Annotated in this window: 10 protein-coding genes and 1 pseudogene; 8 read left to right on the plus strand and 3 right to left on the minus strand. The window is 37.1% G+C overall.

Features of this window, described 5'->3' with window-relative positions; genetic code table 11:
* Together ACTB1O_RS12265 and ACTB1O_RS12270 are read left to right on the plus strand one after the other, a co-directional pair.
* Nucleotides 1–1631, plus strand: a 1631-nt coding sequence (locus ACTB1O_RS12265) for a cobaltochelatase subunit CobN (protein ID WP_462995432.1), incomplete at its 5' end; no start/stop codon positions are given.
* A gap of 124 nt (nucleotides 1632–1755) precedes the next feature.
* Nucleotides 1756–3813, plus strand: a complete 2058-nt coding sequence (locus tag ACTB1O_RS12270; protein ID WP_462995433.1) for a putative cobaltochelatase — start codon at nucleotides 1756–1758, stop codon at nucleotides 3811–3813.
* 112 nt (nucleotides 3814–3925) lie between these two features.
* On the opposite strand, the gene ACTB1O_RS12275 is transcribed toward ACTB1O_RS12270, so the two are convergent.
* A complete protein-coding gene (locus tag ACTB1O_RS12275) occupies nucleotides 3926–4573 on the minus strand; it encodes a type IV pilin domain-containing protein (protein WP_462995434.1) in 648 nt (215 codons plus the stop codon).
* Nucleotides 4574–4682: 109 nt separating this feature from the next.
* A complete protein-coding gene (locus ACTB1O_RS12280) occupies nucleotides 4683–5759 on the minus strand; it encodes an FmdE family protein (protein WP_462995435.1) in 1077 nt (358 codons plus the stop codon).
* 725 nt (nucleotides 5760–6484) lie between these two features.
* Here ACTB1O_RS12280 and ACTB1O_RS12285 point away from each other — a divergent pair.
* The 6 genes from ACTB1O_RS12285 to ACTB1O_RS12310 all read left to right on the plus strand — a co-directional run bounded on the left by ACTB1O_RS12285 (nucleotide 6485) and on the right by ACTB1O_RS12310 (nucleotide 13993).
* Nucleotides 6485–7270 carry a transglutaminase-like domain-containing protein gene (locus tag ACTB1O_RS12285; protein ID WP_462995436.1) on the plus strand — a complete coding sequence of 262 codons (786 nt, stop codon included), beginning with the start codon at nucleotides 6485–6487 and terminating at the stop codon, nucleotides 7268–7270.
* A 526-nt stretch (nucleotides 7271–7796) separates the two neighbouring features.
* Nucleotides 7797–8714: a hypothetical protein gene (locus tag ACTB1O_RS12290; protein ID WP_462995437.1), complete on the plus strand. Its 918-nt coding sequence runs from the start codon at nucleotides 7797–7799 to the stop codon at nucleotides 8712–8714.
* Between the two features lie 9 nt (nucleotides 8715–8723).
* Nucleotides 8724–10778, plus strand: coding sequence for a type II/IV secretion system ATPase subunit (locus ACTB1O_RS12295; protein ID WP_462995438.1), 2055 nt, complete (start codon nucleotides 8724–8726; stop codon nucleotides 10776–10778).
* Nucleotides 10762–12573, plus strand: coding sequence for a type II secretion system F family protein (locus tag ACTB1O_RS12300; protein ID WP_462995439.1), 1812 nt, complete (start codon nucleotides 10762–10764; stop codon nucleotides 12571–12573). Before ACTB1O_RS12295 ends, ACTB1O_RS12300 begins: the two co-directional genes overlap by 17 nt.
* Nucleotides 12574–12593: 20 nt before the next feature.
* The gene (locus ACTB1O_RS12305; RefSeq protein ID WP_462995440.1) at nucleotides 12594–13037 is read left to right on the plus strand and encodes a type IV pilin N-terminal domain-containing protein; all 444 of its coding nucleotides are present in this window, start codon (nucleotides 12594–12596) and stop codon (nucleotides 13035–13037) included.
* Nucleotides 13034–13993 carry a flagellin gene (locus tag ACTB1O_RS12310; RefSeq protein ID WP_462995441.1) on the plus strand — a complete coding sequence of 320 codons (960 nt, stop codon included), beginning with the start codon at nucleotides 13034–13036 and terminating at the stop codon, nucleotides 13991–13993. The genes ACTB1O_RS12305 and ACTB1O_RS12310 overlap by 4 nt, the downstream gene beginning before the upstream one ends.
* A gap of 69 nt (nucleotides 13994–14062) precedes the next feature.
* Here the strand turns inward: ACTB1O_RS12310 and ACTB1O_RS12315 are convergent.
* A pseudogene (locus ACTB1O_RS12315) lies at nucleotides 14063–14353 on the minus strand (GDP-mannose 4,6-dehydratase); the annotation flags it as partial.
* Between the last annotated feature and the right edge of the window lie 72 nt (nucleotides 14354–14425).

The raw sequence follows: 14425 nt of genomic DNA on the forward strand, positions 1-14425 counted from the left end.
CGGAAGGTGAAGACAGGGCCGATATGATATACTCGGTTCTTTGTTATGAGGGGATTTTGAATGATTTTACATCTGAAATTTCAGGAAATACTTCACCTGAATCTGATATTGAAAAGCTAAGGGAAGAGGAAATTCTTTCAAAAGAGATAATTCTCGCGGCAATTAACCAAACAGACCCTTATGAAACAATCAAATCCGCCTCTGCCAAAAAACTCACACCAGAACAGGAAGAAAATGCAGAGGAAATTGTCAGAATAATTGAATCCATAAACAAAAGGATAGAAGACTCTGATGAAATCGGATCCTTACTCCACGGCTTTGAAGGAAATTACATTGAACCGGGGCCATCCGGCCTTATAACCCGCGGAAACCCCGAAATAATGCCTACAGGAAGAAATTTCTATTCACTCGATCCAAACAAGGTTCCGACAAAAGCTGCATGGAGAATTGGAAACCGGCTTGCAGACGAGGTCCTTGGAAAATACCTTAAAGAAAACGGTAAATATCCTGAAAATATCGCATTCTACTGGGTATCAACCGACATCATGTGGGGCGACGGCGAGGTGTTCTCGCAGATGCTCAAATTGATTGGCGTTGAACCTGTATGGAAGTCCGGAAAGGTAAAGTCATTTAAGGTGATTCCCTCTGAGAACCTGGGAAGACCAAGAATTGATATAACAGTAAAAATAGGCGGCATCATGCGGGATAATTTTTACAACTGCATCGAATTTTTAGATGAAGCAATAAAGGCTGTATCAGAGCTTGATGAGCCCCCTGAGATAAATTACCTGAGAAAACATTTTCTGGAGACAGGAAACAGCGACAGAATATTCGGCAACCGGCCCGGAACTTATGGAAACGGTGTAAACCTTGCAGTTTATGCATCCGCCTGGAAGGACGAGGCCGATATCGCCGATGTATTCCTTGAATGGAACAGCTATTCATACGGGAAAGGAAAGGAGAATTTTGGAATTTCCGCAAAGGAGAAAATGACAAAACAGCTGAAATCAGTAAGCCTTACTTTTAATGTCGCAATGACAGATGAATACGACCTCCTTGGGTGCTGCTGCTATTTCGGAGCACACGGCGGGCTTACAATTGCTGCAAGAACCGTGAGCCAAAATGAAATCCCTGTATATTACGGGGATACAAGAAGCCGCGATACAGTCGAGGTCAGAACAATTGCGGATGAAATAAGAAGAGTTGTAAGGACAAAACTGTTAAATCCCAAATGGATTGACGGCATGAAAAAGCACGGCTACAAGGGTGCAGAGGATATTTCCAAAAGAATAACCCATGTTTACGGGTGGGAGGCGACAACAGGAGAAGTTGACGACTCAATCTTTGACAGCATCGCAGAAACCTTTGTCTTAAATGAGGAAAACAGAAAATTCTTCTCCGAGAAAAATCCGTGGGCTCTTGAAGAGATAGGAAGACGCCTTTTGGAAGCGAATGCACGGGAACTCTGGGATGCAGACCCGGATTTGATTGAAAAACTAAAAGAGGCTTACATGGATATTGAGGGTGACATGGAAGATAGAAGGGGTGAGTCGCAGGGTGACATTCAGGGCGGATCGATTGATGTTTTTACATTGAAAGAGATTGCGGCAAACAGGCATAACCGTGCATAACCAGATTACAATGCACGAATATTACTAATGCCCCTAAATTGTAATACTTTTTTTTAAATTCAGATTATAATAGTAATAATAAAAAATAAAAACTTAATACGTCAATACCTCATATGATAATATAATGGAATCATCATCCCGGAGAAACATTTTACCGTTCACAGCCATCGTCGGACAGGAAAGGATGAAAACAGCACTTCTCTTAAATGCCGTCAATCCAAGAATCGGCGGAGTATTAATAAGAGGCGATAAGGGAACAGCCAAATCAACAGCCGTTCGTGCACTTGCTGAAGTTCTGCCGGAGATTAATGTATCGGTCAACTGTCCGTTCAACTGCAACCCCGACAATGAAAAGGAGATGTGCTACTTCTGCCGGGAAAAATCTGAAAAGCCAAAATCATACAGGCGAAAGGTAAGAGTTGTTGACCTTCCGCTTGGTGCAACAGAAGACAGGCTTTCCGGCACAATTGACATTGAAAAGGCGATAAAGGAAGGCAAAAAGGTAATTGAGCCGGGTATACTTGCCGATGTCAACAGGGGAATACTCTATGTTGATGAGATTAATCTGCTTGATGATCATATCGCGGATATTCTTCTTGATTCCGCTGCAATGGGGGTAAATGTCATTGAAAGAGAAGGAATCTCACTGTCGCACCCGGCAGTCTTCATTCTTATCGGAACAATGAACCCCGAAGAAGGCGAACTTCGCCCCCAGCTTCTGGACAGATTCGGCCTTCAGGTATCTGTTGAGGGAATAAAGGACATTGATTCAAGAATAGAAATAGTAAGGACAGCAGAAAATTTTGAGAAAAATCCTGAAGAATTTATTAAAAAATGCTGTACCGGACAGGATGAACTCAGAAATAAAATAGAGGCTGCCGCAAAGATATTGCCCCTTGTTGAGATTACAGATTCACAGATCAGAAAGATTGCAGAAGTCTGCATAAATGCCGGAATTACAACACACCGCGCCGAGATTACGGTCATGAGAACAGCAAAGACAATTGCGGCGCTAAAGGGGCAAAAAAATGTTGAAACAGAAAATATAAAAGAAGCAATACAGCTTGCCCTTCCCCACAGGATGCGGAAAAAACCTTTTGAAGAGCCTGAACTTGATGAGGATATGCTAAACGATATCTTAGACGAACCGGATAACAAAAACGAAAAGTCGCCCGGTGAGAAAAATCAATCAAACCAGCCTGAAGAGAGAAAAAATCCGCAAAGAAACGAAGAGCCTCATTCCACAGGCGATCCTGAAAAAAACAGTGATAATTCCAAAGACAGAGAAAAAGAGGATTCATCCGAAGTCACGTATGCCGTTGGAAAGCCTGCCGATATATCAAAGATTAATGATGAAATACACAAAGACAGGATGAAAAGAAGGAATGCAAGCGGTAAAAGGGTTGAATCAGCGGTGTCTGATAAAAGAGGGCATTACAGGGGATTTGACATTTCAAAAGAGCCTAATGATATTGCGTTTGACGCAACAATCAGGGCAGCAGCACCGTTTCAAAATCAGAGGGAGAAAGAAGGGCTTGCAGTTTCACTTAAAAAATATGATTTGAGGGAGAAAAGAAGAGCTGGAAAAATTTCAACAGCCTGCATGTTTGTCGTCGATGCAAGCGGTTCGATGGGTGCAAAGAAGAGAATGGAAAGCACAAAAGGTGCAATTTTATCAATGCTTAATAATTCCTACCAGAAACGCGACAGAGTAGGTCTCGTTGCATTTAAAGGTGACAGGGCTGAAGTTCTCCTTCCGCTGTGCTCAAGTGTTGACCTGGCAAAGAAATGCTTAGAAGAGCTTCCAACAGGAGGGAGGACTCCTCTCTCCGCCGGACTTATGAGAGGACTGGAGGCATTAATGCAGGAGAAGAAGAAAAACGGCGATGTTATTCCATTTCTTGTGTGCATATCCGATGGAAGATCAAACTCCTCTCTTTCGGGAAATATAAAACAGGAGCTCTTGGCAGTTTCACAGGAAATTTTCAGGAACAATATTCATACCGTATTAATAGACACTGAGGATTTATCAGGCGGATTCTTAAAAATGCAGCTTGGCTACTGTAAAATGATTGCAGAGCACTCGCAGGGAAGCTATTATTCACTTGATGAATTAAATCAGGAAAATATTTCAGAAATTGCATCAAAAGAGATGGATTTCTGCGGTGAACTTTTAAACTAAAGTTTTTTTTAAAAACGTTCATGAAACAAATTTTCATGCACTGTTTCATGAAAATTAGAATTTGATTTTCAGGGTAAAATATTCTGGTTTTCACAGTTTTTTGCTACCCGTGCTATCCGTTTACATAGATTTCGTCATCATATATTATGCGCCCTGAAGGAACATGTATCAGCATTACAGACACGACATCTCCTGACCTGAGATTGTCCCAGTCATGTCCCAATACCGCCTGAATGGAATCTTCTCCTGAACTCCTGTAATCAGATTCGCCATAATTTTCTGCCGGATATGCAGCCATTTTGGTTCCTGCCACAAGTGCGTACTTTCCAAAGTATATGTCATCAGGGAGTGGATCAGTTGTTCTGTTCCATTCAGAAAGGCCAGGCCCGCTTCCAAGAGGGGAAACACCGCCTCCTTTGGTTAAAAAGTTATCAGAACCGGGAGATACAGCTGTATCATTCGATATCATCTTTCCGTCCGTATCATAGGTTTTCCAGGAAGTCTTAAGCTTAAGATCCTTTGTGCTCACAGGGCTGCTTACAGAGAGAATATCAATCTCAAATTTGCTGCCCGCAGATTCGCCTGTATTGACAATATTAGTCTGTGCGGTTATCTGAATATCAGTACTTCCGCCGGAGCTTCCTGCAATTCCGCCGGCAAAACCTGAGATAACAGCGGCAAGGATAATTACAAGAGTTAGCATCAGCATAACGCCTACAACCGGTGAAACTGCTTCATTTTTATTTCCTGATTTAATCAAAAAATTTCTCCTCCCCAAAATTATCTGAATATACTGTCAGCCGGGAAAAATAAAATATTTTTCCGGGTTTTATGCAAAACATTTACCTGCTTATTTAGAGATTAAGAGTTTACATCATCCCGCATACAGCATAAGGATTGTTCTGGGGGTTTTTAAGTTCAGCAAGCATCTTTTCATCTAATAAAAATTTGTTCATAACTGTTACATATTTATCATAGTTGTCCAGATTTTCTACCATATCAACAGTTTTTGAGACTTTTTCACCCCAGGAAGGCCCTGTCCAAACAGAAGAGTCAAAGTTAAATCCAAGAGCCGTTCCTGTTCCTGTTTTGGTTTTTTCATTCCAGAGAACAAAGATTCCTGCCGGCCTTGTGCCATATTTTTCCGTCAGATATGCCTGGTCATCAGATGTGAAGGCAACTGAATTTAAAACTCCGCCCTTTCCCGGAGTCATATCCCAGATTGTTGGGAATATATCCTCCTTGCACCATGTCGGCGCTGACACGGCAACATATGATGTATCTTTGGTAAGCGGCAGATTTTCCTCTACATATTTTACAAGAATGTATCCGCTTGAAACACCGGGGCAGAAATGATTGTGAAGAGATGCCGCATACATAAGATCATATGGTGCACCATGCGCCCATGCATTTGATAGTGAAAGAAGTGAGAAGGCATTTTCTCCAAGCGCCTTTTGTGTTGCATCCCCATCCTCCGTGTTGGCAAGCATTTTATCAATATCACCTGTAACTAAAGCTACTTTTGAAAATGCACCTTCTTCAGCCAGGTTTATGATTTCTCCCTTTGTCATTGAATAATATCTTTCTGCAGGCTCAAGATAGAGGCCTTTTCCCGTATTTTTATTATAGAAATAAAACCATAGCTGCTTTGAGTCGGCCCGGTTTATCTGAAAAAGTGTGTCATCAGAGTTCTGAAGACCAGAAACATGTGTTATCCCTGAAATTGCTTTTTGTGTTGTATGCCCGTTAATCAAAACCCGTCCTGCATCTGTAAAGCAGGCAACATCAGAATCACCGTACTCAAAATCCAGTTTTTCCATTGCAAGTGCGGCAGAACGCTCTCCAAGTTCATAAAAACGGTAATCATCAGTTGTTTCGGCAAAAACCGGTGCAGTCATCAGGCATAAAAGAAAGATGCCTGTTATCAGTCTTATATATTTGTTCATTTTAATCTCCTGTTTATCACCTGAAGCGAAATCTGGCATGTATTTGTTCAAAACAAAACACGATGTCGTAATTATAATACCTCCTGTAATAAATTAATGTAAAAATTATTACATAATATAATAAAAATATTACTAAATTAAAATAGATTTTTTTTTGATATGAAATAATGCTTATATAATTTAAAAAAATAATTCTAATCCTGTGTAGTTTTACGAACCATGATGAAATATATAAATGATGTAAATTAATTTGTTATAAAACATAAATATTTTATTTGTGCCAAAAATTTGATTGAAAGGAGAATTAATGACAAAAAAAGACAGAAAAAAAGATCATTTTTTCATTGCATATAATGAAAAAATAAAAAGGACTAATAAAAAAAACCGGTGAAATAGAGACAATTTCAGGGGATTTTCAGCATGTCATAATTAATGGAGAAGAATTTGTTGATGTCAAAGATTCACTCATTCCGTATAAAAGAGAAAATTTTCCTTTCAGTATTTACGATATCGATTTTACTAAAATCAAAGATTCAGAGGATCTTTTCATAAATGGGAAAAAAGAGAACAAAAATTTAGTCAGACACATTGGCATCAAAGGCAAAGAATATATTTTTTTTAACGGCAGTTATGAAGAATTCAGGAGATTTGCTTATTCATCAGATAAACTTTTGAAAAACAAAAAAACAAAGAATATAATTACTATTGGTGCAGTTTTCTTAGTTTTGATAGCCACAACAGTCATTTTTTTGTTTGGTGTGGGTGACGAAACCGCAGAGGCAGCACTTGATCTTGGAAGTAAAATCAGCACATATGCAGGTTTTTCGGATTATACATCTGAAGAAAACATTAAATCGGGATATTATAAAAAAACCTTCTCCTGGGAATTTGATGGAAGAAGTGACAAATTTTTATGGTCAAATGCAGAATCACCCCGACAGTTTTCAATAACTGCAAATATCTCTAAAAATTCATATTATCAGTCTCAAAAAGCTGATCATTTAAGCAGAAATTTTTCAGAATATATATACAATACACACAATCAGGAGGCAGTAGAACAGATTGCTGAAAAAATACACAGTTCAGGAGAAAAATACGGATATGGGAAATATGAAAACGCAATGAACGCGGCATCATTTGTTCAAAACTGCATTGTGTATGCCAGTGATAAAGAGACAAAAAATTCTGGAGAATACTGGCGCTATCCTGTTGAAACATTAATTGACGGCACAGGAGACTGTGAAGATACAGCAATCCTTCTTGCGGCAATACTTGATCAGATGGATTATGATGTCATAACTTTTGGTCTTTTGGGGGTTGGAGAGAACAAAAATGAGGGACATGTCGCAGTGGCAGTAAAGGATGTTATCAATCCTGTGTGCGGGAACTGCGCACTGATTGAATTTAAAGGTGAAAATTACCTTTACCTTGAATCTACAAATAACTGGGATGTTGGATTTATACCTTATGATTATTATGGAAAACTGGCAATAGAGGGTGCAATAGAATAATCTCTTTTTTAAATCTGTTTTTCTTCAGAAAAACGTTCATGAAATTATCATTTTATGCAACAGTTTCATGTAAGTTACGAAGTAACTTACATCGCAAATCATTCATCAAACATAATTATACTTTATTGCAACATATAAAAAAATATTAATTGTTGATTGTGTAATACTTAAATTAAAAAAGTTATTACTCAACTGAAATCAGTATTCACAACATGCACTTAAAAAACCAAAAACAACAATACAATTGGTAAATATAAATTAACATAAAGTAAATATATTTGTAGAATGATTTGATCTGATTAAAAAACAATCAGACTTCGCAATAAAAAATCATGAACGCCTTCATAAAACCGGATGAAATTTTCAATGATAACATACATTCTGCAAATAATTAACGAAGAATGTAAAAAAATTCATTCCGGTATTATCTAATAGTAAAGATATTATTATTTACAATTCAAATTAGTTAATCATTATTCATGAGAATGCGGATGAAAAATATAACTAAAACAAAGGTTTAGAAAAAATGGAAGGAAAAACACTTGATACCAGTCAGCTCACAAAAATAATGATTATAGCAATTGCTGCAACTCTCGTGCTGGTCGCTGCTGTCAGTGCATTATATGTAATAAAAATATTTTCAAATGACAATAATGATGATACTTTTCTGCCAGATGAAAATATTATAAAAACAACAATTCCAACACAAATTCCATCTCCGGTACCTGATGCAAACACTCCTGAAATAAGTGATCCAACAATATATCAGACTGCAGATCAGTCTTCAAACATATTTACAATGCCGGTTGACAAAAGCGCTGATGACAAAGTACGGGTTGTTGACAACTATACTCCAAACGATCCATATTTTTCACCACCTGAGTTTAACACAACATCAGCTGATTATAGTCTTTCCCTGGATTTTTATAAACTTCTTTATGAAAATAAAATAAAAGACATGAAATACACTCCGTTAAGTGTAGTTGTTAATGTTGGAAAAGGGCCTTTGGTAGTTAATTTCAAAATTTCAAATGTTAAAGTGACAACAGGGAAATCCTCAACAGGAGGAGGAAGCAGTCCGAAATACAGTTCAGGTGTTCACACATTTACAGGTGTTCCAACCGAAGTGCCTTTCTATTCATTTCTAAATATAAGAGTTTCAGACAACCTGACAGGAGAACTCTTAAAAGAAGGCGGATTTAGCAGACAATTTCCATCTACCGATGAACAAAATATATTTATCTATGAAACCGGAGAATTCAGAATTGATCTCTACGGAAGCGGTCTTGATACTGATCTTAAAATCTTTTCAGGAACAGTACCTGAAAATCCGGACGCAATTCCTGTTGATTCTGCAGCATCGGTTAAATTTTCTGAACTAGGGAAAAGTGAAGAATCATCAAATGCTAAAAACACAGCACCTCCTGAAGAGGAATGGTGGTGAAAGATTTAGATGTCTGATATAATTTTAGCATCTGAAAGAGAAAAAAAACCGGAATTAAAACCTGATTCTAAAAAAGATACTGAATCAGAATCATGCACAAGAATTTCAGAACCAAAAGATAAAAGTGATAATTCTGACTTTGAATATGACTTTGAATTTGAATCAGCTGAACTTTTAGATGAATCTCTAATTAAAACTTCTATTGAGAGTGAAAATTTAAGGGAATATCAAAAAAAGCCTGTTTCAGACACTAATAACAAAAAAACAAATGAATTATTCAAGTCTGCAAATGATTTGCGGAGTAAATTATTTTCAGGTAAAGAAAAGGATGATAATGAATTAAAAAACAAAAAAACAAACCGGTTAAAAAAGGCAGTCAGTTATAAAAATTTCATTTTGAAATCCGGTAATAAAAGAGAATTATCTGATATAAGCGATACGAAAAAAAAGGATATTGAAAACGATACATCTAATATAAAAAAATCAGTTCTTAAAAATTACCTTGAATCAATAAGTGAAATTACATCGGTTTTAAATCCAAAAAACCAGACAATTGATACAGAATTAAAACCCCATATAGTTGATTATCCCCCCGTTCCTGATATAAAAGACTTCAAAGGAGAAACAGATGATGAGATACTTGACCGCTACTGGCTAAAACCTCCTCACTCTTATGCAGTTATTATAAATGACAAAGACAAAAACAGAAAATACCTTGTATTTGAACCAAAAATATCTGAAAAAGAACATTTAATTCTTGAAGAAACTGATGCACAGCTTAGATCCGCAATCCTTTATGACCGAAATCTTCAAAAAGAAGAGCTTAAATTTGATTCTGAGATGATTCTTCGCATAATAAAAAATCTCGATCCGGAAATTACTCCGGAAAGAACAGGAATAATATGTTATTATCTGGAGAGAAACTTTCAGGGTTACGGAAAGCTTGATCCCCTGATGCATGATGAGGGAATTGAGGATATAACATGCAACGGCCCTGACATTCCTGTCTTCATCTTCCACAGGAAATACTCGAATCTGCCTGTAAATATTTTATTTGACGCAAATGAACTGAATAAATTTGTCCTTAAAATTGCACAAAAAGCCGATAAACAGCTTTCATTAACAGCTCCACTGGTTGACGCTGCCCTTCCTGAAGGGGCACGTGCACAGATTACATATACTGATGTTGTCTCCTCTAAAGGAAGTTCATTTACAATAAGAAAATTTAAGGCAGATCCTATGACGCCTGTTGACTTAATTGACTACGGGACGTATGATGCGGAAATTTTAGCATTCATATGGCTTTGTGTTGAAAACAGAAAAAGCGCAATTGTTGTTGGGGGAACCGCATCAGGAAAAACTTCAATGATGAACGCATTTTCACTTTTTATCCCGCAGTTTGCAAAAATTGTTTCAATTGAAGATACCCGTGAGATTCAGATGCCACATAAAAACTGGCTTCCGATGAAGACACGTGAGAGCGCCTCAGAATCAGGAAAGGGAAATGTCGATATGTTCTCGCTTTTAAAAACAGCGCTCAGGCAAAGACCTGAATATATAATTGTCGGAGAAGTAAGAGGCGCTGAAGCCCAGACTCTTTTTCAGGCAATGAACACAGGACATACTACATACTCAACTTTGCATGCAGGAGGTGTTGAACAGGCAATTAACCGATTGACAACAAACCCGATTAATGTACCTGTCGCAATGTTTGGTGCCCTTGATCTTATGATAATTCAGCAGCTCCAGTATATCGGCGGAAGAATGGTCAGGCGTTGTATAACAATAGATGAGGTTGTGGCAGAAAAAGATCAGATCACTTATAATGTGCTTTATAAATGGAATCCTGCAAAGGACAATTTCAGAAGAGTTGCCAAAGAATCAAGAATAATAAATGAGATTGCATATAGTCATGGCTGGAGTATTGATGAAACCCTAAGACAGGTGGAAATCAGAAAAGAGATTCTTGAGGGTCTTTTGAGGCATAATATCCGAAATTCGGATGAGATAACAAAAGTGTTTGACGAATTTTCAAAGAGCGGCAGATATGAATTTACAGAATAATTTTCTTATATCCTCCTTAAACACAGAGGAGTTTCAAAAATCTCTTAAGGCAGCCCACATTCCAATACCTGCGGCAGAATACCTTCTGATTTTAATTCTTGGAACAGTCCTTGCAGGGATGAACTATATACTGATTGTCAATTTTTTGATACTTCTTGAAATAGAGATAAACCCGATATCATTTCTGCCGCCACAGACAACAGCTGTTCTTTTATTCTTTGTTCTTGTCGTTGGGATATTCCTCTTTTCATATATGTATCCGCAGACTATTGCAACAGGAAGAAAGACCAAAATTGAGCTTGAACTTCCATATGCAATAACATACATGCAGGCTCTTTCCACAACAATGACACTCTTTTCCATTTTTAAGAGTGTTGCTGAGAACAAAGATCTCTATGGTGAGGTTTCAGAGGAGTGTGGTATGATAGTAAGGGATGTTGAATATTTCGGCGATGACCTTCTGACAGCTATGAGAAACTTACAGGAATATACACCATCTCCTAATTTTTCAGAACTTTTAAACGATTTGGCAATGGTTTTTAAGACAGGCGGCAGTATGACAGACTTTTTTGCCTCAAAATCTGCACATTTCCGCGAAACTGCAATGCAGGAACTTGAAAACACATTAAAAACAATGGAGATTATGGCGGAGATTTATGTAACCGCATTTGTTGCAGGTCCTATTGCAATAATGATTATGATTGTTGCACAAAATCTCTCCGGACAGTCAACAATAGATCTTTTAGAGCCTCTTATGTATATCGGCCTTCCTATTGGCGCTACTGCCATGATCTTTCTTTTATACATCATGATGCCGCCCGACAGCCTGTCTGTCAGCAAAAAAGAGGTTGCACAGGCAGAATACACAGATACCAATATAGAAAAAGACAATCCTGAAATTATTGATGATAAATTTCTAAAAAATCTTCAGGCTAAAAAGCAGGCTATTAAAATAAAATCAATTTTGAGAAATCCACTTAGATACTATGTATCCGACTACCAGTATGGTCTTGTTTTTGGAATGCTTCTTGCATGTGTAGTGCTTCTTTTGCATATGAATGGTTTTATTGCAGAAATATTTCCGGATTATTCATTTGAAGCATTTATCTGTATCATGCTCATTGCATTTATGCTTCCAATAACATTTGCATATGAAGCCAGAAACTGGTATCTTAAGAGATTTGAATCCCAGCTTCCGGGATTTCTTAGGGAAATATCTGATATGAAAGATATGGGAATGACACTTCAAAGTGCTATTCATATTATTGCACAAAGCAAAATAGGAGTTTTAACATCAGAAGTTAAAATCGCATCAGAAGAGATTAAGATGGGTACAAGTGTTTCCGGTGCATTGTACAAACTTGAAGAAAGAATTGGCCTTGTATCTGTTAAAAGAGCAATTTCTCTTGTGATTAAGGCAAGTGAAATCACTGATCATTTAAGAGAGATTCTTGCAATTGCAGTAAGCGACCTTGAACACTACCTGAAGATGAAAAACGAAAGATTTGGTGTGTCTTTTATCTATGTCGCAATAATTTATCTATCATATGGAATATTTCTTTATTCTGCATACCAGTTAAACGTCTCATTTGTCGAGAGTTTTAAGGAGTTTGACATTAATTTCAACCTTGCCGCCAACATCTCGGAAATGTTTCATATATCAATTATTCTTGGCTTTTTTTCTGGAATTATGGCAGGACAGCTCAGCTCAAACAACATCCTTGCAGGATTAAAGCACAGTATGGTTTTCATGGCGGCATCGCTTGTTTTGTTTGCAGTGATAATTCAGGTATGAATTTATGGGAGGTTTTTAATGTGAAAAAAAGAGCCAGTGAATTAAATTTTTTGAAGAGAGCCGAAGAGGGAGTATCTCCTGTTATTGGAGAGATGCTTATGTTAAGTCTTGTTTTAATCCTTGTCTCTCTCTTTGCAGTTTCTGCAGGGCAATACATTCCACAGGACAGGGAGCCTTCCTTAACTATAATGACAACAGGGAATCCGGAAGACAACTGCAATCTGACATTATGGCATAAAGGCGGAGATACAGTACAAAAGCGTGATATCAAGGTGATTTTTTCAAAGGATGATGACAGAAATGTTTATTATTCTGATAATATCACCATTAACGGCGTTTCTGATTCCATGAATTTCATGCCCGGAGATTCTATGAAAATATCCACTGGAGTGGATATCAGAGGCTATGATGTACAGATGGTAGTTTCGAAGTCTGTAATTTATTTTGGGAGGGTTAAGAATTGAAAAATGATTGTGCAGTAGCTCCTGTTGTTGCCGGACTTTTAATTCTTGCAGTAATTGTTACTGTAATATCTGTTTATTTTACAACATATGTTCCCTCGCTTAAAGAGGAGGCGGAGATTGAGCATCTTTCAAATGTTGAAAGGGAATTTTTATTATTTTCATCAGATATTGAAAACGCTGTCTGGCAAAAATCAGAGGGAAGACTTTCAAGAAATATTGAGCTTGGTGGAGGAGATGTTTTTTTATCCTCAATTAAATCAGGCGGAGTTTTGCAGGTTTTTAATGATTCTGTTCTGTACCAGATTAAAAACAGTTCAGGAATTTCTAAGAATTTTTCAGCAGTCAGATTCTCATATACTCCTATAAGCAATTTCTGGCACAATCAGGGTTATTCCTGGCAGTTTGGTTATGTAAATCTTACAACTGAATACGGAAGACAAACCCCTCTTTTATACAGTGATATGAACTCTGTTAAACTTAAACTAAATACTTCTTCAAATAGTTCCGGACTTTTTTCATCTCTGTTTGATATAAACTGCATGTATGAGCCTGTTTTTGAAAAGGATGCCTATGGGAATTTCACAGGTACAAATTATTTAAACTGCACTGAGATTTCTATGACTCTTACAGGATTTAAAACCGGAGAGAAAAATTATGCAAGTGGAAACGGGCTTTCAGCACTTAGTCTTGAAACACAGATAAATAATTATGATTTCACAGAAGAAAAGATCAATTTCACGGTTTTTGAAGAAACGCCTCTAAATATCAATAAAACTCTCTGGAAAGATATGAATAAAAAGCTCGCTTTGATTGAAAAGAGGAAATTTAATAATGTTCATGTTTTGTGCTATCAGGAAGATATCGATGAACACATTGGAGATTCGCTTGGAATATCATTTATTGACCCGCTAAAAGTAAAAATTAGAGAGATTAATCTGATAATTTCAGCACAATAAAAAAAACTTTCATTTTAGAGGGGGATTTTTAAAATCCTCTGAATATTACTTTTCAATTCAAAAAAGAAATTAAAGACTCTTAAAAAAATCAAAAGTCTCTAAAAGTCCGTCTTTTAAACTAACCTCAGGTTTCCAACCGCATACTTCTGAGAATTTTGAATAATCTGCATATGAATAACGAACGTCTCCCTGGCGGGGGTTTGAATATATGGGCCTTACATCTTCTCCGGAAATTTCTCCCATTATTTCCAAAAGCTCTTTTAATGATGTCCCTTTATTGCATGAAACATTAAAAACACCTTTTGCATTCGATTCCATCGCTTTAATATTTGCACTGACAATATCCTTAATATATACAAAATCACGGGTCTGATTTCAGTCTCCAAATACAACAGGCTGTTGTCCTTTTATTATTGAATTAATAAAGTACTT

This window comes from Methanomicrobium sp. (assembly GCF_055145805.1).